The 25,515-nt window shown below is 37.0% G+C and carries 20 protein-coding genes; 6 read left to right on the top strand and 14 right to left on the bottom strand.

Annotation, left to right across the window (positions count from 1 at the left end; translation table 11 throughout):
• The first annotated feature begins 51 nt into the window (after positions 1 to 51).
• Both ACLJX0_RS03135 and ACLJX0_RS03130 read left to right on the top strand, forming a co-directional pair.
• Positions 52 to 2,160 carry a peptide MFS transporter gene (locus ACLJX0_RS03135; RefSeq protein WP_410878346.1) on the top strand — a complete coding sequence of 703 codons (2,109 nt, stop codon included), beginning with the start codon at positions 52 to 54 and terminating at the stop codon, positions 2,158 to 2,160.
• Between the two features lie 18 nt (positions 2,161 to 2,178).
• Positions 2,179 to 2,631: a thioredoxin family protein gene (locus ACLJX0_RS03130; RefSeq protein WP_410878344.1), complete on the top strand. Its 453-nt coding sequence runs from the start codon at positions 2,179 to 2,181 to the stop codon at positions 2,629 to 2,631.
• A 2-nt stretch (positions 2,632 to 2,633) separates the two neighbouring features.
• Here the strand turns inward: ACLJX0_RS03130 and ACLJX0_RS03125 are convergent, their stop codons facing one another.
• Genes ACLJX0_RS03125 through surE form a run of 5 tightly spaced genes read right to left on the bottom strand, consistent with a single transcriptional unit; the run spans position 2,634 to position 7,481 of the window.
• On the bottom strand, positions 2,634 to 4,634 hold the full coding sequence (locus ACLJX0_RS03125; RefSeq protein ID WP_410878342.1) for a ComEC/Rec2 family competence protein: 2,001 nt from the start codon (positions 4,632 to 4,634) through the stop codon (positions 2,634 to 2,636).
• A 48-nt stretch (positions 4,635 to 4,682) separates the two neighbouring features.
• Complete coding sequence (locus ACLJX0_RS03120) at positions 4,683 to 5,288, bottom strand: C40 family peptidase (RefSeq protein ID WP_410878340.1); 606 nt, start codon at positions 5,286 to 5,288, stop codon at positions 4,683 to 4,685.
• Positions 5,289 to 5,318: 30 nt separating this feature from the next.
• Complete coding sequence (gene lpxB, locus ACLJX0_RS03115; RefSeq protein ID WP_410878338.1) at positions 5,319 to 6,431, bottom strand: lipid-A-disaccharide synthase; 1,113 nt, start codon at positions 6,429 to 6,431, stop codon at positions 5,319 to 5,321.
• A complete protein-coding gene (locus ACLJX0_RS03110) occupies positions 6,432 to 6,710 on the bottom strand; it encodes a hypothetical protein (RefSeq protein WP_410878336.1) in 279 nt (92 codons plus the stop codon).
• Positions 6,711 to 7,481 carry a 5'/3'-nucleotidase SurE gene (gene surE / locus ACLJX0_RS03105; protein ID WP_410878720.1) on the bottom strand — a complete coding sequence of 257 codons (771 nt, stop codon included), beginning with the start codon at positions 7,479 to 7,481 and terminating at the stop codon, positions 6,711 to 6,713.
• 183 nt (positions 7,482 to 7,664) lie between these two features.
• Here surE and ACLJX0_RS03100 point away from each other — a divergent pair, with 183 nt between their 5' ends.
• Positions 7,665 to 9,899: a carboxy terminal-processing peptidase gene (locus ACLJX0_RS03100; protein WP_410878334.1), complete on the top strand. Its 2,235-nt coding sequence runs from the start codon at positions 7,665 to 7,667 to the stop codon at positions 9,897 to 9,899.
• A 12-nt stretch (positions 9,900 to 9,911) separates the two neighbouring features.
• On the top strand, positions 9,912 to 10,997 hold the full coding sequence (locus ACLJX0_RS03095) for an ABC transporter permease (RefSeq protein WP_410878332.1): 1,086 nt from the start codon (positions 9,912 to 9,914) through the stop codon (positions 10,995 to 10,997).
• Between the two features lie 5 nt (positions 10,998 to 11,002).
• Here the strand turns inward: ACLJX0_RS03095 and ACLJX0_RS03090 are convergent, their stop codons facing one another.
• From ACLJX0_RS03090 to ACLJX0_RS03075, 4 genes are all read right to left on the bottom strand, one after another.
• Positions 11,003 to 11,902, bottom strand: a complete 900-nt coding sequence (locus tag ACLJX0_RS03090; protein WP_410878330.1) for a glycoside hydrolase family 25 protein — start codon at positions 11,900 to 11,902, stop codon at positions 11,003 to 11,005.
• A gap of 54 nt (positions 11,903 to 11,956) precedes the next feature.
• Positions 11,957 to 12,793: a mechanosensitive ion channel family protein gene (locus ACLJX0_RS03085; protein WP_410878328.1), complete on the bottom strand. Its 837-nt coding sequence runs from the start codon at positions 12,791 to 12,793 to the stop codon at positions 11,957 to 11,959.
• 145 nt (positions 12,794 to 12,938) lie between these two features.
• Positions 12,939 to 13,415 (bottom strand): hypothetical protein, encoded by a 477-nt coding sequence (locus ACLJX0_RS03080; protein WP_410878326.1) that lies wholly within the window; start codon positions 13,413 to 13,415, stop codon positions 12,939 to 12,941.
• Positions 13,396 to 14,544 carry a hypothetical protein gene (locus ACLJX0_RS03075; RefSeq protein ID WP_410878324.1) on the bottom strand — a complete coding sequence of 383 codons (1,149 nt, stop codon included), beginning with the start codon at positions 14,542 to 14,544 and terminating at the stop codon, positions 13,396 to 13,398. Before ACLJX0_RS03075 ends, ACLJX0_RS03080 begins: the two co-directional genes overlap by 20 nt.
• A 365-nt stretch (positions 14,545 to 14,909) precedes the next feature.
• Between ACLJX0_RS03075 and ACLJX0_RS03070 the strand changes: the two genes are divergently transcribed.
• A complete protein-coding gene (locus ACLJX0_RS03070; RefSeq protein ID WP_410878322.1) occupies positions 14,910 to 16,697 on the top strand; it encodes a hypothetical protein in 1,788 nt (595 codons plus the stop codon).
• 184 nt (positions 16,698 to 16,881) lie between these two features.
• Positions 16,882 to 18,408 (top strand): sodium/proline symporter PutP, encoded by a 1,527-nt coding sequence (gene putP, locus ACLJX0_RS03065; protein ID WP_410878320.1) that lies wholly within the window; start codon positions 16,882 to 16,884, stop codon positions 18,406 to 18,408.
• 2 nt (positions 18,409 to 18,410) lie between these two features.
• Here putP and ACLJX0_RS03060 read toward each other — a convergent pair whose 3' ends face one another.
• The 5 genes from ACLJX0_RS03060 to ACLJX0_RS03040 all read right to left on the bottom strand — a co-directional run bounded on the left by ACLJX0_RS03060 (position 18,411) and on the right by ACLJX0_RS03040 (position 25,001).
• Positions 18,411 to 18,854 (bottom strand): hypothetical protein, encoded by a 444-nt coding sequence (locus ACLJX0_RS03060; RefSeq protein ID WP_410878318.1) that lies wholly within the window; start codon positions 18,852 to 18,854, stop codon positions 18,411 to 18,413.
• 52 nt (positions 18,855 to 18,906) lie between these two features.
• Positions 18,907 to 20,217, bottom strand: coding sequence for a DEAD/DEAH box helicase (locus ACLJX0_RS03055; protein WP_410878316.1), 1,311 nt, complete (start codon positions 20,215 to 20,217; stop codon positions 18,907 to 18,909).
• 237 nt (positions 20,218 to 20,454) lie between these two features.
• Entirely contained in the window at positions 20,455 to 21,753 is a 1,299-nt protein-coding gene (locus ACLJX0_RS03050) for a DUF4374 domain-containing protein (protein WP_410878314.1), read from the bottom strand.
• Positions 21,754 to 21,763: 10 nt separating this feature from the next.
• Positions 21,764 to 24,091 (bottom strand): TonB-dependent receptor plug domain-containing protein, encoded by a 2,328-nt coding sequence (locus ACLJX0_RS03045; protein WP_410878313.1) that lies wholly within the window; start codon positions 24,089 to 24,091, stop codon positions 21,764 to 21,766.
• A 94-nt stretch (positions 24,092 to 24,185) separates the two neighbouring features.
• Positions 24,186 to 25,001, bottom strand: a complete 816-nt coding sequence (locus ACLJX0_RS03040; RefSeq protein ID WP_410878310.1) for a hypothetical protein — start codon at positions 24,999 to 25,001, stop codon at positions 24,186 to 24,188.
• Positions 25,002 to 25,515: the final 514 nt, after the last annotated feature.

The following is a 25,515-nucleotide window of genomic DNA, read 5'->3' as shown; positions in this document are numbered from 1 at the left end:
TACTAAATAAAAATGGTTATCTTTCTCAACCAATTTAAAAAACAACAATTTATGCAGACAAGCTCGACTACGCAGCCGAACTTTTTTGACACGAAAGTGCTAGGACACCCGGCTGGTTTATTTGTATTATTTTTCACCGAAATGTGGGAGCGATTCTCTTTCTATGGAATGAGAGTTTTATTGATTCAATTCTTAACCATGTCCGTGATCGGAATCAACACGGGTTGGGGTTGGAATGTAGAAGATGCAGGAGCCTTGTTTGCAACCTATGCCATGTTACTTTATATTACACCCATCTTCGGGGGTATTCTAGCGGATAAATACATTGGGTACCGTTGGGCTGTAGTCATTGGGTCTTTGATTATGACCTTAGGACACGCGGCAATGGCCTTAGAAGGAGAAACCTTTATGTACATTGGTTTAGGATGTTTAGTTGTAGGTACTGGATTCTTTAAACCCAATATGACCTCTATCCTATCTGAAATGTACAAAGCCTTCCCTGAAAAGAAAGATGGTGCTTATACGATTTTCTATATGGGAGTGAATGCTGGTGCCTTCTTTGGAATGATGCTTTGTGGATACTTAGGAGAACGCGTAGGATGGCACTGGGGATTCGGATTAGCTGGAATATTTATGTTGCTGGGAACTTTGCAATTTTGGTTAGCTAAACCAATCTTTGGAACGATTGGCGATGTGCCTTCTAAAGAAGCGAGAAGCGATAAAGAAGTAGTCGTAGACACAACAAATATGACAATGGAAGAAAAGGATTCACTAAAACGCAATCCTTTTACAACAGTAGATTATATCTTTATTGCAATTGTCACGGTTATTGGGTTAATGTACGCCTTTGACGACGTATTCCGTATTGTTGGCGGGATTAACTTATTCCCTGAAACAATTCTTGGGCAAGATGGTTCTACGGTGGGGATTGCCTTCGGATTGATTGTATTCTTAATCTTAGTAATTTGGCGTATTGCCCGTTATGCAAAAGTAGTACGTGACCGTATGATTGCTGTAATTATCTTTGCATTCTTTACGATTTTCTTCTGGATGAGTTTTGAACAAGGAGCAACTTCACTTGTAATTTTCGCTCGTGATAATACGCAACGTGTTCTTTCTGGAAATACGGCCTTATTATTTAAAATATTCAACACGTTATTGACAATTATCCCATTAGCATTAATCTCCTGGGTACTAATCATCTTAGCGAAGAGAACCTATAAAAAAGCATTGGTTTCCAATATTATCTTAGGATTAACGTTCCTAGGTGTATGGGGAGCTGTTGTTTGGATGTTGGATAGAGACTGGTCTTCCCATGCCTATCAAGTACACTATGAAACCGTACAAACGCCTGCAGTAAACAAAGACGGTTCGCTTAAATACGACGATAAAAACAATCCAACGTTCCACTACCAACCGATTTCAATGGCTTTCCAAGCCCAGGAAGGAGACAAAATAGTAGAACAACATACCACAATTGCTCACCGTAATACGTATGAAGTTGGGGCTCAAATTAAAATGTACGAAGAATTGGGAACTTACCACATCTTAGATGAGGCCTTGGAAACCAAACTAATGACAGAGTACCAAGCACAAGGTAAAACACCGCATATTGTACAAGCTGAAGTAAAAGAAATTAAAGACAACCAGGTGGAGATTACCGCTTCTTGGTTCTCTATTTTAAACTCCTTTTTTATTATTGCCTTTGCTTCTTTAGTTTCTAAATTATGGGATTCCAAATACAATCCACCGGCATCCATTAAATATGGATTGGGATTAATCATCATGGCTTTAGGGTTTGGTGTATTAGCCTATGGCGCCCACGGAATTACGGAAGGGAATAGAGTTTCGATGATGTGGCTTGTTTTTGCCTATTTATTTCATACCTTAGGAGAGTTATTCTCTTCACCAGTAGGACTTTCTTATGTTTCTAAACTTGTTCCGCCGAGAATGATTGCATTTATGTTTGGTATGTGGTATTTAGCCATTGCAATTGGTAATAATCTAGCAGCTAAACTAGGAGGCCAGATTGAAAATATTACAGAAAAGTATTCGTTATCGGGCTTCTTCTTAATTTTCACAATTGTTCCTATTGTTGCAGGTATTTTAGTTATTGCACTAAATCCAGTAATGAAACGCTTAATGCACGGTGTTAAATAAAAACAAACCTAATTACAAATGAAAAAAATCGCATTTTTATTTGCCTTACTTTTGGTTGGATTAACCGCACAGGCACAAGAAATCAAATGGATGTCATTAAATGACGCTTTAGCTGCACAAAAAAAGAATCCAAAACCTATTTTTATGGATGTGTATACCGATTGGTGTGGTCCATGTAAAATGTTAGATAGCAATACGTTTAGCGACGCTACATTTGCAGCATATGTAACGAAAAATTACTATGCTGTAAAATTCAATGCGGAAGGAAACGAAGCCATAACATATAACGGGAAAAAATATGAAAACCCAAACTATGATGCGAATAGAAAAGGAAGAAATGCTACCCATGAATTAACCTTATTCTTACGTGTACCAGGCTATCCAACGATGGTTATCCTAGATGATAAAGGCAACGTTCAACAAACGATCGTAGGCTATCACAAACCAGATCAATTGTTGAGTAAAATATAAGCTCAAAAGAATTGAGAAGACCAATATCCCTTTTCGCGCATATCGTGAAAAGGGATTTTCTTTTTTATACAGTGTTGTATAACTCTATTTTTATAACCTTTGCGCATGGCATATCCCAAAATAAGCTGTTGGGGCTGATGTAAGGTCAATAGACGATCGATATTCACAGGCACATTATCCATCAGATAAATCAGCTCAAACTTTGTATTTACAGGATAATTAGGGTACTCTTTAGACAGTACCAACAGCTTTCGCTTAGCATCTACTGGATACCAATCCGCCCTAGGTTTGTTTTCGATGGCCTTTGGCAGGTAGTGTTTACTATAAGTCTCTACCACTCCTTTAGTATCCTCTTCTTGTCCAAAAACAAACAATTGTCGACCGACTGCCTGCAAATACAACGGTTTCCTTCCTTGAACCGCAGCGATAATAAATTCTTCTCGCCCCTGTTGTTGTTGAGCAAGATGAAAACATTCAACCTGAGTCACCAACACAAGAAACCCCAAGTACACAACTTGTTTTATTCTTGGTTGATACCAGAATAGAGCAAAACCCCAACTTAAAATAAAGAGTATTATTGCTGTTTCTTTGGCAATATAAGCTGTATTTACGGATACATTAATCCCTTCTAATCCCTGTAACACGATAAAAGCAACACGAACCATCTGCTCAATAAGCCAACCCAACCCCATCGCAATAACCGATGAAATCCACCCCACACACAACAGGCAAAATCCACTCAATATCAACAGCGTAATTAGGGGAATAATCAAAAGATTACTACCCAAAAAAGACCATGAAAAGGAGTGAAAATAGTATAATTGTAACGGCAATACGCTCAATTGAGCTACAAAAGAGACATAAAGCAGTCCCAATCCATAATTTACAACCCGCGATTTCGTATACCAAGACCTAAACAAAGGCATACCGAAAACTAATCCAAGAACAGCTACATAGCTCAATTGAAAACCTACATCAAACAACCAATTGGGTTCAAACAACAGACTTAAAAAAAGTGCCAAACCTATTCGCTCCCCTATGATTTGATTTCGCTGTATGAATTGAGACAACATTAACAGCGTACACATCAATACAGTGCGAAAAACAGAAGGAGAAAAACCAGCCATAAACGCAAAGATCCACAAGAACAGTAAGAGGACAAGCAGGCGATACTGCCTTTTTAGAAAAGAGGTAAGCCCTGTAACAGCTAGAGCGATAATCCCGATATGAAGCCCTGAAATAGCCAGGATATGCATCAATCCTAGCTGTTGAAAAGTCGCAACCGTTTGCTCTTCCATCTGGCTTTTATCCCCTAACAACAAGGCATTCAGTAGGGCTTTACTCGACCTAGACAAAGCGGTATTCGCCTCAATCTGATGCTGTAAAGTAGCTCTTCCTTTCATCAACCAGACATACAAGTTATTTGTACCAGGCACTTCAATCTCCTGTTGTACCCAAAGTTGTTTTGCGATGTGCTTGCGTTCCATAAAAAGGCGATAATCAAACTGTCCGGGATTTACGGCTGTAGGAAACGATCGGAACTTGCCAATCGCCCGAAAACGACTTCCTATTTCGCGTACACTATCTGTAACTAAAAGTAGTGCCTTTCCTTGGGTTTGAACTTCATCTACCGCTTCAACCACCACCACATAAGAACTACCAACTTTTGTCTTCTTATGTCTCTGAATGACCCGATAGTTTACCTCATACGGATGTTGATCAACAAGTTTCGTTGTATAACTAGCATGAGTATCCTGCCAATCACTATACTTGGCCGACATAAAACCCAAAATAAAAGACAAGGAATAGTAAAGCATTGCCATTCCATAAAAAGCAATCGGATGAAAGAGCCACGTTTGCTTACTATAAGCAAAAACAACCAGTACTCCGAATAGAAGAAGAAATAGAATTTCCATAGCTAAAAGACTACAATAATCTTTAGCCAAAATCCCAGACGCTACGGCAGTAGCATAAAACAAAAAAGAGAATTTTAATGGACTCATATCCCGAGTACATCAAAATTCTCTCCAATTTCGTTTAAATCCTTTGATTTAAATATCTTGATCCAATAAAACTCTGTTTATTTGAACAAATCTTCTTTTATAGTAATCTTCTTTAATGGAAGAAACAATCACCCCTTTACTTGTAGAAGAGTGAATGAACTTGATTTCATCATCTATTACTTCCGTAATAATACCTACATGACTAATACGACTTCCTCTCCCTGTACGAAAGAAAATCAAATCTCCTTTTTGCGCCTCATTTTTAGATATTTTATCTCCAACTTGTGCCATGGCGCTTGAGTTTCTAGGTAGATTGATTGATGTATCATTAAAGGCATTCACGACTAAACCAGAACAATCCAATCCACTGCGCGTGGTTCCACCAAAGCGATAACGAACCCCTTCAAAGTCGAAAGCAGCACTCAACACAAGATCAGAAACTTCCTCACTTACATTTTTTGACGTACTCATTTCTTCTAACAGTGCATCCAATTGCGTTCGAATGGCATCATCCGTTTTTTTACTTTCTTTTAAAACAAGCGTTTCTTTCTTCTTACCTGGGTTCTCTGCTTCTGCATTTGCAGCTTGAGTATAACTTGAGCACAGCAGACTCAAACCGAATAAAAGAGTGGAAAGTATTGTTTTATTTTTCATAGCAAAAAGGGGGTTTTACATCATCAATCCTTACTTAGAATTTTTAATAATTTCATTCGCGGCTAAATCACTAGCCCCTCGACCGCCTAAATTATGAATTAATTCTTCATAATCCAACAAAATTTTATCTCTTTTTTCACTTTTCACAATTTTTTCGAATTCTACCGCAATTCTTTCAGCATTGCAATCGTGTTGAATCAACTCGACAACCACCTCATTATCCATAATAAGATTGACTAAGGAGATGTATTTTAAGGTAATAATGCGCTTAGCAATTTCATAAGAAATAGTATTTCCTTTGTATAAAACCACTTGAGGCACTTTAAACAAGGCTGTTTCTAAGGTAGCCGTTCCTGAAGTAACTAGAGCAGCAAAAGCCACATCCAACAAGGCATAGGTATCATTGGTAATAAAAGAAATGTTTTGTCCTTTTAAAAATTGCTCATAAAAAGCAGGTTCTTGTCCTGGTGCCCCAGCAATAACAAATTGATATTCAGGATTTTTTTGTACTACGGAGAGCATTTCCCCTAACAGTCGTTTGATTTCTTGCTTTCTACTGCCAGGCAATAAGGCAATAATCGGTCGGTTGTCCAAGTGATACTTTTTGCGAAAATCTACTTTTTCACGGCTTCTGAATTCCTCGATTTCATCAATCAAAGGATGTCCGACAAACGTTACGGGATAGTGATGCTTTTTCTCATAAAAATCCTTTTCGAAAGGCAAAATCACATACATAAAATCGATATCACGCTTAATAGCCTTAATGCGATTTTCTTTCCACGCCCAAATTTGAGGAGAGATATAATAATGAGTAGGGATTTGATGTTCTTTGGCCCATTGCGCAATACGCATATTAAACCCAGGATAATCAATAAAGATTAAAACATCAGGAGCAAAAGCGGCAATATCTCTTTTACAAAAAGAGATGTTTTTTAAGATGGTGCGCAGGTTTTGAACAACTTCTACAAACCCCATAAAGGCTAGATCTTTATAATGTTTAACTAACGTCCCACCAACTTTTTGCATCAAATCTCCTCCCCAGAAGCGAATTTCCGCTTGAGGATCTTTTGCATAAATCGCTTTCATCAAATTGGCGCCATGTAAATCTCCCGACGCCTCTCCTGCAATAATGTAATACTTCATCTACAACAACTGTGTAATTAGGGTAATAATAATCACTGCAAAGATGCAGCCTCGTGCGTAATAGTCTTTTCTTCGATTGATAAAATAAGTGAATATCCCCAAGTTTAATAAACTTCCAATAGCGACGATTCTTCCGAGTAATCCAGCTTTACGAATCAAATCAAAATTAACAAACAAATCAAAATTGGTAAACAACCTCAAATAGATCTCAGCCCCCACTACGGTTAAACTTGCACCGATTAGAAAGCCCAATAGGATATCTTGTATTCTCTTTCCCATTTATACTAATTCCCAATTATTAATTCTGTTAATGGCGTGATGAGCAGTTAAATCAAAATGAACTGGAACAATAGAAATAAACCCATTGCGCAATGCCCATTCATCCGTATCTTCTCCTTTATCTTGGTTGACAAACTCTCCTTTTAACCAGTAGTATTCTTTTCCATTTGGACTCGTACGCTTGTCGAAGTCCTCAATCCACACGGCTTTGGCTTGTCTACATACTTTAATCCCTTTGATTTCCTCAGTCTGTAAGCGAGGAAAGTTTACATTCAACACCACTTCTTTGGGAATTCCATTCTCTAGTGCTTGCGTTGTGATTTTGTGCACAAACGTACGAACTTGATCAAAATCTGCATTCCAGCTAAAATCTAGAAGAGAAAAACCAATCGCTGGAATTCCGCTCATTCCTGCTTCTAAAGCGGCACTCATGGTTCCCGAATAAATCACATTAATAGATGAATTCGATCCGTGATTGATACCCGAAACACATAAATCAGGTTTTCGATCTAGAATTTGCCCTAAAGCAATTTTTACACAGTCAACAGGCGTACCCGAGCAAGCGTATTCATGTTCTAGTTCAGGATCAATCTGTACTTTCTCTAACGTCAAGGTATTATTGATTGTAACCGCGTGTCCCATTCCAGATTGCGCACTGTCAGGAGCCACCACAACAACTTCTCCTATTTCTTTCATCACCTCAATCAAAGCACGGATTCCTGGCGCCGTGATACCATCGTCATTAGTAACAAGTATTAATGGTTTTTGCATCATCTCAAATTTTTAATTACTTTCGTAAAAGTAACAATTATTATGTAAAACATTTTGTTATTTCAGACTTTATAAACATTAAAACGAGGGGTCACTAAGTCGTATGTTGTCATTTAACAAATAATTATCTGCTTACATAATAATTACTTTGCTTTTTTAACTACTTTAGTTCAAAACTATTTAATGAATACTATTTGGGCATTTATGAAAAGAAATTATAAGGTTATCATTCTTCTACTCGCTGTTTCAGCCGCACTATGGAGTTTTATACCTAAACAGGAAACGGAGGATCCAGAAAAAGACCAACTTTTGTTAGAGTTAGTCACTTATTTAATGGAGCGTACCCATTATGATCCACCCAAATTAGATGATAAGTTTTCACAGCAAGTGTACAAGGAATACATCAAGGCACTTGACCCGATGAAGCGTTATTTTCTTCAATCAGATTTAGATGAATTTAGCAAATATGAACTTTTAATTGACGATATGATTCAATTAAAGGAACTTTCTTTTTTTGATTTAACCTATGCTCGTATTACGCAACGAATGAATGAAGCCAAAACTATCTATAGCGAGGTTTTAGACGTGCCATTTGACTATACACAAGAGGAGTCTTTTGACGCCGATTACGACAATATTGGATTTGCCAAAGACCAAGCGGAATTGAAAGACCGTTGGAGAAAACAATTGAAATTAAATGCATTATCTACACTTACTGATAATATTAAAATTCAAGAGGGCAAAGATGTAGTGGAAGATGAAGAGGCAGAAGAAGATGAATATGGCAATACGGTTGAAAAAGCAAAGCCGACCAAAAAGAAAAAAGATGATAAACCCAAAGAAATCAAATCCTTTGAGCAATTAGAAAAAGAGGCCCGTGAAAGTACCAAAAAATCGCTAGACGAATACTTTGATGCCTTGAATGACTTAGAGCGAAAAGATTGGTTCTCTGTTTATTTAAATTCTATTGTTGAGCGTTTTGATCCACATTCATTCTACTTTGCACCCGAGAACAAAGAAAAATTTGATGCAAGTATGAGTGGTAGTATTGAGGGAATTGGTGCTGTCTTAAGAAAAAAAACAGAAGGGGTTGAAATTAATGAATTAGTACCAGGTGGTCCAGCATGGAGAGGAAAAGAGATTGAAGTGGGAGACATCATCCTAAAAGTAGCGCAAAGTAAAGACGAAGAGCCAATCGATGTAGTAGGCGTTCGCTTGGACAATGTGGTAAAATTAATTAAAGGAAAAAAAGGTACGACGGTTTACTTAACCATTAAAAAAATTGAGGGAACCATTAAAACGGTTGCCATCACTCGTGAAGTGATTGAGTTTGAAGAAACTTTTGCGAAATCGAGTATTATCGAAGATGGCACTAATCGCTATGGAATCATCCAATTGCCAAAATTCTACATCAACTTTGAAAATAAGGACAACCGCAATGCGTTTACTGATGTTCAAAAAGAAATTATTGAATTAAAGAAACAAAATGTAGATGGAATTATCATGGACTTGAGAAATAATGGCGGAGGATCCCTTCAAACTGTAGTGGACATGTTGGGCTTATTTTCTAAAGAAGGTCCTGTGGTTCAGGTAAAATCATCGAGAGGGAAACAGCAAATTCTAGACGACAAAGGAACACCAATTGTATGGGATGGTCCGTTAGTTGTCTTGGTCAATAACTTTTCTGCTTCTGCTTCTGAGATTTTTGCAGCTGCTATTCAAGATTACAAACGCGGGTTAATTATTGGCAGTAAGCATACCTATGGAAAAGGAACAGTTCAGAACCTAGTTGATTTGAACGAGCTGTTAAAAAAACAACCGTATGGTGATTTAGGAGCGTTGAAAATTACGCTACAGAAATTCTACCGTATCAACGGAGGTTCTACGCAAAGAGAAGGAGTATTGAGTGACATCATCTTACCAGATCGTTATTCTTATATCGATATGGGAGAGCGCGACATGGACAATGCCATGCCATGGGATAAAATTGACCGTGCGAATTACACGCCATACAACAATGATTTTACCTCGGTAATCAACAAGAGTAAGTCGAGAATTGCTGGACATGATCAGTTTAAATTAATTGATGAAAATGCGCGATGGATTAACGAGCGTAAAGATGAAAAATCATTCACGTTGAATTTAAAAAGTTACGAGGAAAAACAAAAAGAAGTAGACGAAAAAGTAAAGAAATTCAAATCTATTTCCAAATACAACAACCGTTTAAAATTCTCTTCTTTACCTAGTGAAATAGAGCGTGTAAAAACAGATACACTTCTAGAACAGAAAAGAGACAGATGGCATGAGTCTTTAAGTAGTGACGTTTATGTTGAAGAAGGAGTAAAAATTTTACAAGATATTCAGCAACTAACAAAAGCGCCAACAAACACGAAGAAGTTTTCTGATAAAAAATTATAAGGAACTAGTTTAATGGCTAGAAATAAGAATAGTAACACGAATATTGCGCTCCGAAAATTCAAAAAGGATTTTCGGGGCGTTTTGTGTTTTTGGGTGATCATTTTTTTTATTTTGGTCAGTGTATTCGCTTACTTTATTATTCCAGATCAATCCCAGCATGCCAATGCAGGAGATTTAGCCATTCGTTCCAAAGCACCTGGATTTAAAACAGAGGTATTAGTTTTTCCTACGACTACTTCAACGACATGGTCTGAATATTGGATGGGGCGCAAAACAGTCAAAGAACAAATTCCGCTTCACTCCTATCGCCTAGCAAATGACACCTTATTTTATATTCCTTATACTGATTTCAGTGATTTAGGACAGGAACAGGCCTTAGCCTTAGCTTCTTTTTCAGCTCAAGAACAGGCTCATTTAATTCAGCAGAAAACATTTTGGTTAGGCACAGACAATCAAGGGAGAGATTACTACAGTCGATTAGTTTTAGGCTCACGTATTTCTCTTTCCATTGGCTTTATTGCCGTTTCCATTTCTCTGATTATTGGGATTAGTTTAGGAGCTATTGCTGGTTTTTATGGCGGAAAAATCGATGCCTTTATCTTATGGATTATCAATATTTTTTGGTCTATTCCGACCTTGTTGTTGGTTATTGCGATTACCTTAGCCTTAGGTAAGGGGTTTTGGCAGGTATTTATTGCTGTTGGATTGACCATGTGGGTTGAAGTGGCTCGCGTTGTACGAGGCCAAGTTATCAGCGTGAAACAGCAACAGTATATTACTGCGGCACGTGCGTTAGGCTATTCGGACTACCGTATCATTACCCGTCACATTTTACCTAATTGCATGGCTCCTGTTATTGTCATTTCAGCCGCCAATTTTGCTTCTGCTATCTTAGTCGAAAGTGGATTGAGTTTTTTAGGAATAGGCACGCAAGTTCCTACTCCAAGTTGGGGAGCGATGATTAAAGAAAATTACAACTATATTTTAGTAGGCAAAGCTTACTTAGCTTTATTACCTGGTTTGGCAATGTTCATCATTGTGCTTTGTTTTACCCAATTAGGAAATGCTATACGTGATGCCTTTGACGTGCGAAAATAAGCTTCTTATTTCATCAAAATACTGCGAATATCCGATTTATTTCCGTTGTAAATATTCAAATCTACTTTACCATCAATACCTTTGACCACTCCTTTTTCAGTGAACTGCCAAAAATGCCATTCCGGTTTTATTTCTTCCACAAAGAAATTATAATTGGCAATCCAGACCACATGATCAGGAAACCATTTTTTCAAATGGTTGGTATAGTAATGCTCCCCTGAATACAGAATCGGTTGCACTCCATAATGTTGTTCAATCATATCCATCCAACGTTTCAGTCCAAGCACTAAATTGTCCATGGATTGTTTTTTCGGTAAATCTTCAATATCTAATACAGGAGGAAAATCTCCTTCTGATAATTTTACTGTAGCAATAAAGTTTTCCGCTTGTTTGATGGAGTTTTCATCTGGGCGATAGTAATGATAGGCTCCTCGAATAAAGTGATTGGCACGAGCTCCTTTCCAATTAAGATCAAACGCTTTGTCTTTACCATCATCCCCCATAGTTGCACGAACAAAAACGAAGGATAAAGGTGCTCGTTGAGCCACAGAATCCACTGCTTCCCAATCAATTACCCCTTGATAATGCGATACATCAAATCCAATCAAGCGATCTTCATGGCGCTGTAACACTTCTACAGTTCTAAAATCAAAAAAAGACTTCTCCTCCGCTTCCTTGCGTTCAGCGCTAAAGAAGTACTTAATTCCCTCCTGAAACGTAATGCCAAACCAAACACCTGCACCGAGTAACACCACAACAATACACACCCATTTAATGCGATTAAACATTGCCTTATTTTTCTTTTTTTTCGGTCGACGAGGTGATGACTTTTTTCTTGCGGGTTGTCTTTGATTCACCACCGCTATGGGCGCATTTTTTCCAGTTCCATATTTTGTAGCAGCCATAAGTTTAGTAAAAACACAAAAGTACGTATTTTACCCGAACGTTATCCTATCGAATTACGCTACAGGTGTTTGATCCACTTTCAGTACAGGTACAGGAAGGGAAATATTATTCAACTTAAATTTCTTGTCAATGGCGAAGCGAATGTCACTTGAAATTCGATCGTTATCAAAAGCATTTTCGATGAAGTAATACAGAATAAATCGGATGGAAGAATCCCCAAATTGATCAATAAAAACAATCGGTTTAGGATTTTTCAATACATCTTTATTATCTTCAACCGCAGTGAGTAGAACAGCTTTCACTAGTTCCACATCCGTTCCAATATAGACGCCTACATCAATTCGCGCACGAATTACAGGATCTTCATGCGTCCAGTTGTACACAATATCATCAATTAATTTTCGGTTGGGAATTACGATATCTTTTAGGTTTCTCGTTTCCACAATGGTACATCTCAAGTGAATAGCCTTTACCCGAGCCACTTGCCCATTCACTTCAATTACATCCCCTAGATTCAAGGTCTTATCAAACAAGATATAGATTCCCGCAATAATATCGCGAAAAATATCTTGAAGTGCGAATCCCAATCCTACAAATAAAGCGGCGGAAGTAGTCAAGAACATACTAATATTCAACCCAATGACATTGAGTATGAAAAAGAACATAATTACGTAAATGAAGTAATTGACAAAATTAAACACACTTCTCAAGCGCAAGGCAACATCAGGAGGCGAATTTTTAATTACCGTTTTACGTAAAAACGTCAATCCATATTTGGTAATCATCAAAGTAAAAACAATAAACAGAATCGTTCCTATCGTAATACTCAATGATTTGCTAGCATAAAGCTCATATTCTAAAAACTTGGAAAGTAGTAGTTTTAAATTCAAAATAAGGCACGAATTAAATTGGTCTATACTATTTGGACTCGCAATCGTAAAAAAGTCACTTTTAATGACGATTCAATGTCTAAATTTAAAGCTTTATCCGAACTATTGAAAGTATTGATCCAAATAAAACGAATCTCTATTTCGTTTACTCGTTTTCATCCGAAAAAACCAAGGAGGATAAATAGTTTAAATTACGCTGTAACACATCCGAATTGGACAAGACTAGAATCGTGTCAATTTGCTTATCCTTGAGGATAATCACAGCTGAATCTTCAATAATATTTTTATTGTAGAATAGTTTTTGGTTATCAATCACGAGGTTTTGTTTCTCTATTGTTTTTAATTCGGATAAATCGACGAATCGTTCGTCATTAGACACCACAAATAGCACATCGTCTTTATCTATATGATGTAAAATAAAGCGATTTAATTCTTTTTGACAACTAGGGCAGCTTCCATCTTCAAGTATCAAAATCGCTTTATATGCATTCTGAAGATGAAGCGAATCTACTAGAATGGTTTGAATATGCTCATATTTACTAGGACCATGTTGCTTACAAGCGGCAAACAATAGTATTAGTAGTAAAAGGCTATAGCCCTTATTAAATTTTAAAAAGATCATAACTCAAAGTATTAGGTTTATAGGTTGGACTCATCTTACTGTTGGAATGAATTAACAGTCCCTCTTTTGTAGGGAAAATTGTTTTATAAAAATCGTATTTTCGATTGAAGAATACCTGTTGATCTATCACATGTTCATCTATCACATGAAACTCCTTATCGTACGTAATAATTGAAAACGGTCGGTTGGTATATTTCTGTTCAGGATCTTTATCTACTGCAGCACGATGTGCTAGTACAACTAGAAAAGTATCCCGATAGGGGTCATAAACGATTTGATTCACTTGAGCTGCGTATTCATAATTGTAATCCGTATAATTGATCGTTTTGGCTTTTTCAGGGGTATAAAAAGTGAAATTTTCTATTGCTGTATCCGTATACTGAGAGATTATAGGAATTGTTCTTTTCACTTCTAAAGTCACGCGATCTAAGACATAAATTAAATTTGCAGATTGATCAACAAAAAAGACTTGATCTTGATGAATAATAGAGGAAGTATAGGTTGAAAAATACTCTTCTTCATTTTTTTGTGCCTGTTCCGTTAAGTAGGCAGGTGTTATATACGAATAGATTACCTTGGGGTTCGTCTCAAATCCCTCAATTTTACCAAAACAAGATCTATATTTTTCAGCCTCTACTTTTGATGCTAAACTTTCGTTATTCAATGGGTCCATATAAGCCAAATCAAGTAATATAGTTTCTCCTTCAATTCCATTTATATCATTCGTAAAATAAGGCCATATCGATTCGTTCTGTTCTAATTTATAAAAATCAACTTTTGTGTTTATTTTACCTAAAGAGTCTAGTTTCCAAATAAAACGAGTCGCATAATCGAGAAGATAAACCTCCTTACTAGACAGTACCTTTACTTGGAACCCAGTTGTATTGGGTGCAATGATATCATTGAAAGAGAATCGGTTTAGCTCTTTGCCTTTGGAATCGTAAAACCGCATGGATCGTGTTGCTAGATTTGTAGTATAAAAGAAATCCTCTTCCGCAACATAACCAGACCAATAAGAAGAGGAATACACGTCAAAACTCAACGTATGATCATACACATACCGTTGTTTTTTTCCTTGCTTACAGCTGAGTAAAAAAAGGAGCAAAATTAAGACCTTATATTGTTTCATAGTTCATGTTTCATAGTTCATGTTTCTAATTCTAGATTGCTGTTTCCCGTTTACATTTTTTCAAACAAAATCACAAAAACAATACCTAAAAATCACGAAAAAATCATTTATACTGATATAATATAAAAGCAAGAGACAACTCATTGAATAGTTAACTAAATAAATCGATTTTTCTCTTTTTTTGAAAAATACGATCCTCTTCTCAATCCTTTTTGTTCTTCTTTTTATCACAAGAAAATACCCGATAATCAATAAGATAACATCAAAAAAAGGCGTATTACAACGCTTGATTTCTATGATAAATATCAGTAATTGAGCCATATAAATTAGCTATTTTCACCCTTTACAACTAAACCGAAACCCAAATGAAAGTAAAACCTTTGCATACCTTTCACATTCCTGTGATGGGGCTTGCTTATACCATTGATAGTCCAGTTCGCGTGGCTCAATATGGATTAACCTCCACCTTATCTGTCATGGATGATGAGCTCATTGAGCGCATGAACAAATTCTACTGTGAGAAATTTGAATTGCCGTACCAAGAGATTACGAAGAAAATTGAAGATTTTAGAGCCAAGCGCATTACTGCTTACCTCAACACCCTGGATACCATTGTCAAGCGAAAATTTGACCACCTAAAAAGAGATTTACTCCAGAGTAAAAAGAACGTAGAAGAATACATGGATTTATTGCCTACGATGTCAGACATTCGCAAGCAATTACAGACCTATATAGATGACAAAATCTCTGTTGACCACCTCAAAAACATTCTCGACACTTATTTAACCCCTGGATCTATTGATGTCAATATTATGACCAAAGTAGACCGTGAAAATTTCGATAAAAAGGAATCCTTACCAGCCAAATACAACGATGCACACGCAGCTTTACGCGGGTTTAGCAACAGCAGTTTACAATCCGCTGTGGTGTTATCTGCGGGGATGAATCCCAAATTATTCAGCTATTTTGAGGAATTTGATGCCTTTTATCCCACCGCTAATGCGGAATTACAAAAGAAGATTATTTTAAAGGTCAGCGATTATCGTTCCGCTTTAATTCAGGGAAGTTTTTTAGCGAAGAAAGGCTTGTGGGTATCTGAATATCGCATTGAATCGGGGTTAAACTGCGGAGGGCATGCTTTTGCAACCGATGGCTATTTATTGGGAGTTATTTTAGATGAATTCAAGACCAAGCGCGAAGAATTGATTCAGACGACCCATGATTTGATGTGTAAAGCCTTGGCACAAAAAGAGCGCTTTGTACCCGAATTGCCTTTGCCGTTGCAGATTACAGCCCAAGGCGGTGTAGGAACAGCAGCAGAGCACCAGTTTTTACTGGATCATTACCAAGTGGATGCTGTGGGATGGGGTTCTCCTTTTCTCTTAGTTCCTGAAGCTACTTCAGTCGATGTTGCCACTCGTCAACTCTTGGCGAATGCCAAAGAAGAAGATTTGTATTTGAGTCAGATTTCCCCTTTGGGAATTCCCTTTAACAACATCAAGGGCGCGACCAATGAATTTCACAAAGCACAACGCATCAACAAAGATAAGGCAGGGAGTTCTTGTCCGAGAAAGTACTTAGCACTAGATAAAACACATGATCGCGAAGGGATTTGTACCGCTTCACGCAAATATCAAACCATTGAGCTCGAAGCCCTAAAAAGCCAAAAAGAGAACTTGACGGAAGCTGCTTACCAGGCTAAATTCAATGCCATTACAGAAAAAGCCTGCTTGTGCATTGGTTTAGCGAATGCTTCCTTTTTAGAAAATGATTTGCCAATCAAAGGAGAAGCTCAAGGCGTTGTTATTTGTCCAGGCCCCAATATCGCCTACTTCAGCAAGGAAGTGTCCCTCAAAACGATGGTGCAACACATTTATGGGCGAACTAACATCATTGATGCTGAAAACCGTCCCCATTTCTTTTTAAAAGAACTGCGTATGTACTTGGATCACTATCAGCAAGAAAAAGATCAACTCCAGTGTGACTCCACCCCAATTAAAATTAAAAAATTAGAAAAAACCAAAGAAAATTTACTTGCTGGTATTGCCTATTATGAAACTTTATTCACCCAAGACCAGACGTATTTTACTGAAAATCGAATCGTTATTCTACAAGAATTAAGCGATACTAGAATAGCGTTGTTACACGCATAGCCTCCCTAATTCGTTTTTTTTGATTGTCATCAGGTTCTCTTTAAAAGAGAACCTGATTTTTTTATGCTTATCCCAAAATGAAGCTATTTTTCTTTCACAATTCAAACACCAACAACCAAATACTTACTTATATCACACATTACCAATGGATTAAATTATTTTTTATTTAGTTTTAAAATAAAAAATGCAAATCAACCCTACCCTATTTACCTTTTTTATTTACCTCTGTCTCATTTTAGGCATTGGCATTTTCGCTTATTTACGAACTAAAAACTTTTCTGATTATATTCTCGGTGGACGACGTTTAGGTTCGCTTGTCACCGCTTTATCGGCAGGTGCATCCGATATGTCGGGTTGGTTGTTGATGGGATTACCGGGTAGTATTTATGCCTTGGGGTTATCACAAAGTTGGATTGCTATTGGTTTACTCATTGGGGCTTATTTGAATTGGCGATTCGTAGCGGGACGATTGCGCGTCCATACCGAATGCTATCACAATGCCTTAACCCTACCCGATTTTTTCTTGCATCGTTTTGGCTCTACAGGAAAACCTGTTAAAACGATAGCTGCGCTAGTCATTCTGCTGTTCTTTACCCTCTATTGTGCCTCGGGTATGGTGGCTGGTGCTCAACTCTTTACCACTGTCTTTCACCTTCCTTACCAACAAGCTTTGCTATTTAGTGCCTTAGCTACCATTATCTATACGTTTATTGGCGGTTTTCTTGCCGTTAGTTGGTGTGATACCCTACAAGCCTCGCTTATGTTGTTTGCCCTACTTTTGACGCCTATCATGATTGTTCTTTCACTTGGTCAATGGTCGGACGTCCGTGAGCAACTGGAGCACGCCATGCAAATGGATCATATTGCTTATTCCAGCCTTATTCACAATGCCAGTATCATCACCATCCTTAGCGCAGCAGCCTGGGGGTTAGGGTATTTTGGGCAACCTCATATTTTAGCTCGATTTATGGCTGCAGCATCAGCCAAAACCATGAAAAATGCACGTCGTATCGGTATGAGCTGGATGTTGTTGTGTTTATCAGGGGCTGTTGCAATTGGGTATTTGGGGATTGCCTATTTTCAAGCTCACCCCAATCAAGCCCTAGGCGTATACGCAAACAGGGAAATGATTTTTATTGAATTAATCCACTACCTCTTTACTCCTTGGGTCGTTGGAATTCTATTATCCGCCATTCTCGCAGCGGTGATGAGTACCCTTAGCGCACAACTCCTTATGGCCTCTAGCACCTTAACCCAAGATTTTTATCACGCGTATTTCAGACGTTCCGCAAATCAACGCGAATTGGTTTGGATGAGTCGTTTAGCTGTGCTTTTGATTGCAGGCATTGCTTTGTTACTTGCTCAAGATGAACACAACAGCATTCTCGGGTTAGTGGCTCGTGCTTGGGCTGGTTTTGGTGCAGCCTTTGGTCCTTTGCTTCTTTTTACTTTATTTTGGAAGAAAACAACCGGATGGGCCGCCTTGACAGGAATTCTCGTTGGCGGACTAACCGTTATCTTTTGGCCCATGTATCAAAAAGAAGTACTTGGGGGTGTTATTTTTGGTTTTCGCGAACCTTTATATGAGATTATCCCCGGGTTTCTATTAAGCGCTTGTAGTATTTTTTTTGTTTCTATCGCTGGTTCTGTCCCTGCTGTGATTCAAGAAACCTTTCAACAAGCACAAACAAAATATCAACAGGAAAAATAAATTTAGGTCGTGGCACAGTACAAAGTTACCCATTCAATAACTTTATTCCAGCTGATTAAGGAAACCGCTATGATTCCTATTTGCATAAGCGTCTCTAACCAAGTAGCCTCCGTTGCTTCCTTTTCCCCTAAAAAGCTACTAACTTTACAACTAAAGTAAATGTGTCTATTGTACATCCTGTATGCAATTCGATCGACTAGTTTGTATAGCACTAAATAAAAAAACAAGAACAGAGGAGATAAAATACCAAAGATACTCTTTCGTTGCCACCCAATCTCGATTTGAAAAGCAGCATAAACCACCCCAAGAATAGAGAGGATAAGTATAGGATAAAAAACCTTTTTTTTTCGAAGATGTTTCTGAGCAGATGAATAACCGACATTCGTTAAAATCACCGTTAAAAAAATCAAGAAAAAAAACAATTCATAATCGGGTTCGTTTCTCATAGGGAAGGCTAGGATTAACACAATACAAGCTCTACTTCAACCAAAGTAAAAATTACTCTTTTGCTATCGCAATTTTCACTTTTTTATTCTTTAATCTGGTATCTTTTAGCTTTTGTAACAAAGGTTTAATCTTTGCCGTTTGAACGGCAACAAAGGCTTGGGTATCTTTGACTTCAATCAACCCGATGTCCTCTTTTTGGAGCCCGCCCGTTTTGATTAAATACCCTACAATATCAACCTTATTGACTTTGTCTTTTTTACCAGCACTGATGTAAATCGTTTTAAAATCCGTGCGATTATCGATCGTATAATTTCCTTTGAGTTGTTCGATGGGCATGTTGGGATCAATAAAGCTATACTGCTCCTCATTGGTTACCATGATATAGACCTTTCCTTTTGCTTTCATACGTGCGGTACGACCGTTTCGATGAATAAAAGCATCTTCTTTTTCTGGAATCTGGTAGTGAATGACATGACCAATTTCTGGAATATCTAAACCGCGTGCTGCTAAATCCGTTGAAATTAGAATATGACAACTTCTATTTCTAAACTTCATCAAAGCGCGTTCACGATCTTCTTGTAGTAATCCGCCGTGGAAAGCTCCATTAGCAACACCTTTATTGGTGAGGGTTTCACTGATTCGCGCTACGGCTTCTCGGTGGTTACAGAAAACTAAAATCGTATCCTTGCCAATCTTCCCAATCAATTGAATCACAGCTTCCAACTTTTCTTCCGCAGGACAAACCACTTTGCTAAATGTCAATTGCGGTTGGATGGCTTCCGATTGCAAAAACTTCAGCGTCGTTGGATTTTCAATTCCTGTGAATTCTGGTATTTTTTTGAGGGCTGTTGCAGAGGTCAGCATGCGAAATTTCAGGTGATCAAACGATTGGATGATGTAATCCATATCGTCTTGGAACCCCATTTCTAAAGCCTTGTCGAATTCGTCAATCACATAGCTTTGTACACTAGCGGTATCAAAGGAATTTTCTTCGATATGAAAAGCGATACGTCCAGGCGTTCCCACCAAAACCGCAGGCGGAGAAGAAAGATTATTCAATTCCGTACGGGTGGAATGTCCGCCATAACACGCATTGATTTTAAAAGCTGTTCCCATCTTTTTAAACACCGTTTCAATCTGCAGCGCCAATTCACGCGTTGGCACAAGAATAACAGCTTGTACACCTCGTACTGCAGGGTTTAATCGTTGAACAATAGGCAATAGAAAAGCCAGTGTTTTTCCCGATCCTGTAGGAGATAGTAAAACAAGGTTGTTTTTTGTTTGTGCGGTTTGAAGGGTTTGAAGCTGCATCGCATTAAGCGCTGCAATCTCCAACTTTTTTAGGATGTCTGCTTGATTCATCTTACAAAGGTAGTTGATTTGAATAAAAAGAAATAAAAACAGGATACAATCTAAAGAAAGTTTGCATCTATCCTAACATACATTCATTTTCATTGAAAAATAAGTATAAAAACGCACTATTATACATCAATATCATACAGAATCACAGATAAAAAGTTGTTCTAATCTAATTTTTAGATTCTAGTTCTCCCGCAGGGAGAGTAAGTTTTCTTTTATTATTGGTTTGTCGATTGAAATTTACTTTACTTTTAATTTTCCGAGTGCTCGTATTTCTTGTCCTCTAACGACTAATCCTTTAGTCATTGTCTTTTGCAAGGCATCAATGACATAAATACTTGGTACATCAGTAGTGGTGTTAATACCAAAATAGATTTTCTTCGTATCTTTATCAATGAAGGGATCTGTGATTAATTTTACGTTTTGTATTTCATCTGTTAACATGGTTAAAGATTGTGTAGCAATGTCAAAAATGGCAAAACTGCTTGCTGCCCCAGGAGCATCATAGTATTTAGTTACATCCAATCCTGTCTGTTTAAATAATTGTAAACAGAAGAGTGTACCTCCTAAATAATGTGAACGAAATAATTTTTTGCCTCCAGATGCTTCGCTGATATTGAAGAAGAAATCTTTGTCAAAGGAAAAATCGGACGTATTAATTTTTAAAATTCCAGAAGGTCTTTCAGTCGAACTAAATGCTGAACAAAAAGCATATACATCACCGTTATCTAGTACTTCAATCCCCGTTTTCCCTGTTGCTTTAATCATTCCACCGATCATCCCAGTTCGCTCCGTATCTTTGATGATCTTGGTTAGATTGAAGTTTGAATCAAACACCCCAACATAGGTTCGATCAGTAAAATCTGAGTCGAAAAGCAGAATTGGTTCAGGAAATACATTGGGAGGTAGATATCCTTTTATCGTTCTTATTCCTGTTAATAAGTGATCGCCATATTGTTTTATATCTGTTATATAAGCTAATTCTTGTGTCTGATCAAAATTAAATGATGGCCAAGAAACAGGAGGAAGAAGTTGGTCCTGTTCAACCGCTACTTTAAAGAATTTTACAGCTGTCTTAGGAGGATTTTCCGCAGTAACCTTTGCTGGTTCATATTCGCGATCGCTATAGGTTCCAATGATACTTTCCTTATAGTTTGCTCTCGCTTGTATCCCATTGGATAAATCGTATTCTTTTCTCATGGAAAAAACACCATTCTTTATCTCAAAAGACAGTGATTTTCCAGGGCTATCTTGACTATATGCAAAGGCATACATATAATCTTCATCATAAAAATGTACTCTTCGATCACCGCGTAATTGTATCGACTTTTTGGATTCAGTTGCAGAATCAAAATCTCCATTTTCCAAAGTTGGGATATCAGGAAATACATAAGCATTATTATCTGTTCCCAGTACTAGAACATAAGGATTCGTTACTGTAATTGTGGTGTCTCCTCCTCTATCTGAAGTGTCATCAGATGTACACGAGGAAAGAAAAAGAGATAGAAGTAAGGAGGGAAATAGAATTGTTTTTTTCATATTTAGTTTTTTAATTAAAGAGCATATTGATTTTTAATGCAAAATGCCTACCTGGTTTCTGTAAATTGTAATTGTCGTAACGGTCAATATCAAATAAATTAAAACACTCCGTTGAAACATTGTATTTACCATTTTGAAAAGCATAATTTAGACTAAAGTCAAAAGTGACTTGTTGAGGAATTTCGTTACTTGATTTATAAATATCCCAGTCGTTTGTGAATGAGGCGGTGTAATTAGCAAATAAACTCAGGGCAAGTTTATCTGTGGGAGTAGTAATTTGCGAAATATAGAAGTTGATATCAGCATGTGCAAAAAAGTAAGGAATATTAGGTAATCGTTCCTTGTAGAAATAATCTTCTTTAGCTTGTCCTTCTTCTATACTATATTTTTGTTTGTTTATTATATTCTGCCAAGTAAAGTTTGTTCCAGCAGAGAACCAACGCTGTGTTGTATAGCGCAAATCCATATCAATTGCATGAATGTGCACCTGTCCAAAATTCTCCGCATAAAAGACACCATTTCGATTTCTTTTATTAATAAAATCTTTTGCTTTTCGATTGGCATAATTAACCTCAATTGCTAGCTGATTTTCGCCAAAAAGTTGGGGCATATAACGTATGCCTGCATTAATATTGTCACTTCGTTCGGGTTTTAAGTTTACATTTTGTTCTTCAATTCCGTCACCTATGCCAAATAACTCTCTGCTACTTGGTAATCGAATTGCCTTTTCGAAGGAGACTTTGAGCTGCCATGCGTTAGCGAGGGTATAGGTCATTGCAATACCATATCCGTCTGTCTGTATTTTATTTGTGAATTCCCCCGTATTTTGTTGATCTTGTGATGTGTAATAAGCGACAATATGGTTATAGTATTTTTTATAAAATAAAGTCGTATTCCATTTTTCAGAGGGTTGATATAGATAACTAATCCCCAGTATATTTTTTGTCGTTTTGGTCGGTAGTTTAGTTAGAAATTCTCTAAACTGATCGTGTCCCTTTCGGTTAAACGAGGTAAGTGTATGATTCAAGTAGAAACGGTGCGCATCATTAAGTGTATAGGATACATCCATCTTATACAAGCCATCGTTATTCTTAAATCGATAATCAGCATATCGTTGTTCGCCAGGCGTATTTGCAGCCGTCCTCTCGCCTAGCCAGTTGTATTGAAATTGAGATAAATCTTTGTTCGTCGATGTGCCAAAATTGTAATGCGCTTGTAGAGTCAGTGATAAATCAGCGATAAACAGGTTTGTTTTTTTGTAAAAAATACCAGGAATTACAGTTTCAGCGGTTCTATATTTTTCTCCAAATACTTTATCCATATCGGCAGCATGTTGTATTTGATCATATAGTTTACCGTAGGCAAAAGTGATATACAACTCATCTGCAAATGATTTGTTTTCTACCCCAGCTTTTATATTTAGCGCTTGATTGCGGTAAAGATCGTGGAACCGCTTGACTTTTTGCTTGTTTTTACTATACGTACCCGTTTCAAAATCTAAAACCTTTGCTTTGACTGTATAATCATTATCACTGTAGTTGGTATAAGAATTGATCGAAAAGACAAGGTCTTTCGGTGTTCTTACCTGTGCATTAGCGTATAATTTGTGGGTATTAAAGGAACCAATAGCATATGAAGCGTTTAGTTGAGGTTTATGCGATTTTTGTGTTACGATATGGATTACTCCTCCTAAGGCATCTGTTGCAAATTGAGGAGGTACAACTCCTTTATATATTTCAATTCGTTCAATTTGCTGCACGGGAATATTGTTCAGTTGAAAAGTAGGACCATAGCTTTCCAGTGGTAATCCATCCATGAAGATTTTAACGCGATTCCCTGTGAAACCATTAAGCGATAAGTCAACATCTGATCCCATTCCTCCTTTTTGCAGTACTTTAATACCTGCTGACTTATCTAGAACTTGGACTAGATCCACACTGGAATTGTGAAACTGTTTCGTCTCTAAGACAGTTACAGCATAAGCAGAAGAAGCTATGCGTTCAGTACCTGATTTAGTTTTGATTACTAATTCATCTAATTCCTTTCTTGCTTGATTAAACTCAATATTGAGTATGGTCTTCTGTATATTCACTTGTTCTATTGTACCAAGAGTAGGATGTGAAAAAACTAAATGGATAGGTGAATTAGAGACAGGTACGTTTATTTTGTATGTCCCTGTTGAATCGGAAAAGCCAATTAGGGTACTATTAAAATAGATTTCAACATCGGCTAATGGTACTGTATTATATGTTGTTTGTCCCTGGATAATAGTACTGCTTTGTGCAGCTAAATTTATAGGGCTAATCCAAAACAGAAGAAAAAAAAGTAATTTGTTCATTTCTGAATAATCGTGCATAGGATGGAATAAAAGTAACTAAAAGAGATAATAGAGTTATTATCTCTTTTAGTAGTAACTTAACACCTAAGAAGTGTTACTGTTTGTTTTTTGCTACAATTGCTGGATCAATAGCTACAGCTCTACTTGCTCTTTCAGCTCCACGGATGTGAGTTACTGAAATAGTGCTATGTACTTTGATATTAAAGTCTCCTCTAGTCTCTGAATTTTGGTGTTTTACTTTACCAGTAAACTCAAAGCTTATCGTGCCTTCTCCATATTTTATTGCTTTATCGCCAGGTTTATTTGATGCGTCGAAAGTTGGTAAATTAAGCGTGTGTATTTTTAATACTAAATCAGCTACTTCCTCTGCCGTAACTTGATGTCTTTCGTCTCCACCGCCATTCATAGTGTAACCTAAGTTTCCAACGTATGCTTTTTCAAGTATCAAATCTCCATTTGTATTTACTGGTATTTCAATAAATAATTTAGCTCCATTTATTACTTGTTTCATTTTTGGATCATCAGATTGCAATTCATCAATCGTTGTTGCTCCCGTGTTTTTAGTTAAAAGCTGGAATCTCTTCACTTTCACTGCGTTTCCTTTAGGATCAACGCTATCAAATATTAATTGAGTTACATCATCTGATTCTCCTTCGGTTTCAGAACCTTTAGCTGCATAAAGCACTCGTGTAAATTTAGTGTCAATCTCTTTTCCTTCAGCTGAAAATACACCTGAAAATCCATCTTTTACTTTCTCAGGGACTAAACTTGTATCGGAAGGAATACCTGGTTGATTATCGTCACCGTCATCATCAGGTTTTTGTTGTTCAATTACATTATCGTCACTGCTACATGATATCGTTAGTACAGAGGCGAATGCTAAAAAGACCATTAAAAATACTTTTTTCATTTTAAATAATTTTTTATAATTAATAACAGATACAAATATATGTACTTTATTAATAATAAGTCTAAATAAAAATAACATTTTATGATTTATTAAAAAAGTATCTATTATATTTAAAAAATAACTAAGAAATTTAGAGTATACCTACTATTACCCATAGTATATTAAAGTTAAAAAAACATACTGTCTTTACGTTTCCTTTAACATTTAGTAATTATACAGCTGGAGAGGTATTTTTTATGGGATGATTTTCGCTTTTACGGAAGTATTATACCGTTGTAAAAAGTAATCTTGAGACGGGTTGATGTTAAGCTTAAAATGTAGCATACAATAACTGAAGGACAGATGAACTGGAAAAATAAATCTAAAAGAGATGATTTGGATCAGGTGCAAAAGTTGGGGAGGAAGTTGTAAAATAATATCTTTGCATGATGATGGATAGCAAAGAAATACTAAAACTAATCCTACCAGCGTATTTGGTAGAGCATTTCAATATTACAAAAGTTGAAGAATTAAA

Origin of the sequence: Myroides sp. DW712 (assembly GCF_046557355.1) — a bacterium.
GTDB lineage: Bacteria > Bacteroidota > Bacteroidia > Flavobacteriales > Flavobacteriaceae > Flavobacterium.
Note: the sequence above shows the minus strand (reverse complement) of the source record. Positions and strands in the feature narration are given on the sequence as shown.

Bases quoted from the DNA above. Each gene is read 5' to 3' on its own strand.
- ACLJX0_RS03135 (WP_410878346.1), top strand. From the start codon at position 52: ATGCAGACAAGCTCGACTACGCAGCCGAACTTTTTTGACACGAAAGTG.
- putP (WP_410878320.1), top strand. From the start codon at position 16,882: ATGCAAATCAACCCTACCCTATTTACCTTTTTTATTTACCTCTGTCTC.
- ACLJX0_RS03055 (WP_410878316.1), bottom strand. From the start codon at position 20,217: ATGAATCAAGCAGACATCCTAAAAAAGTTGGAGATTGCAGCGCTTAAT.
- ACLJX0_RS03045 (WP_410878313.1), bottom strand. From the start codon at position 24,091: ATGAACAAATTACTTTTTTTTCTTCTGTTTTGGATTAGCCCTATAAAT.
- ACLJX0_RS03040 (WP_410878310.1), bottom strand. From the start codon at position 25,001: ATGAAAAAAGTATTTTTAATGGTCTTTTTAGCATTCGCCTCTGTACTA.
- ACLJX0_RS03090 (WP_410878330.1), bottom strand. From the start codon at position 11,902: ATGGCTGCTACAAAATATGGAACTGGAAAAAATGCGCCCATAGCGGTG.
- ACLJX0_RS03095 (WP_410878332.1), top strand. From the start codon at position 9,912: ATGGCTAGAAATAAGAATAGTAACACGAATATTGCGCTCCGAAAATTC.
- ACLJX0_RS03125 (WP_410878342.1), bottom strand. From the start codon at position 4,634: ATGAGTCCATTAAAATTCTCTTTTTTGTTTTATGCTACTGCCGTAGCG.
- ACLJX0_RS03075 (WP_410878324.1), bottom strand. From the start codon at position 14,544: ATGAAACAATATAAGGTCTTAATTTTGCTCCTTTTTTTACTCAGCTGT.
- ACLJX0_RS03060 (WP_410878318.1), bottom strand. From the start codon at position 18,854: ATGAGAAACGAACCCGATTATGAATTGTTTTTTTTCTTGATTTTTTTA.
- ACLJX0_RS03130 (WP_410878344.1), top strand. From the start codon at position 2,179: ATGAAAAAAATCGCATTTTTATTTGCCTTACTTTTGGTTGGATTAACC.
- ACLJX0_RS03070 (WP_410878322.1), top strand. From the start codon at position 14,910: ATGAAAGTAAAACCTTTGCATACCTTTCACATTCCTGTGATGGGGCTT.
- surE (WP_410878720.1), bottom strand. From the start codon at position 7,481: ATGCAAAAACCATTAATACTTGTTACTAATGACGATGGTATCACGGCG.
- ACLJX0_RS03100 (WP_410878334.1), top strand. From the start codon at position 7,665: ATGAATACTATTTGGGCATTTATGAAAAGAAATTATAAGGTTATCATT.
- ACLJX0_RS03120 (WP_410878340.1), bottom strand. From the start codon at position 5,288: ATGAAAAATAAAACAATACTTTCCACTCTTTTATTCGGTTTGAGTCTG.
- ACLJX0_RS03110 (WP_410878336.1), bottom strand. From the start codon at position 6,710: ATGGGAAAGAGAATACAAGATATCCTATTGGGCTTTCTAATCGGTGCA.
- ACLJX0_RS03080 (WP_410878326.1), bottom strand. From the start codon at position 13,415: ATGATCTTTTTAAAATTTAATAAGGGCTATAGCCTTTTACTACTAATA.
- ACLJX0_RS03050 (WP_410878314.1), bottom strand. From the start codon at position 21,753: ATGAAAAAAACAATTCTATTTCCCTCCTTACTTCTATCTCTTTTTCTT.
- lpxB (WP_410878338.1), bottom strand. From the start codon at position 6,431: ATGAAGTATTACATTATTGCAGGAGAGGCGTCGGGAGATTTACATGGC.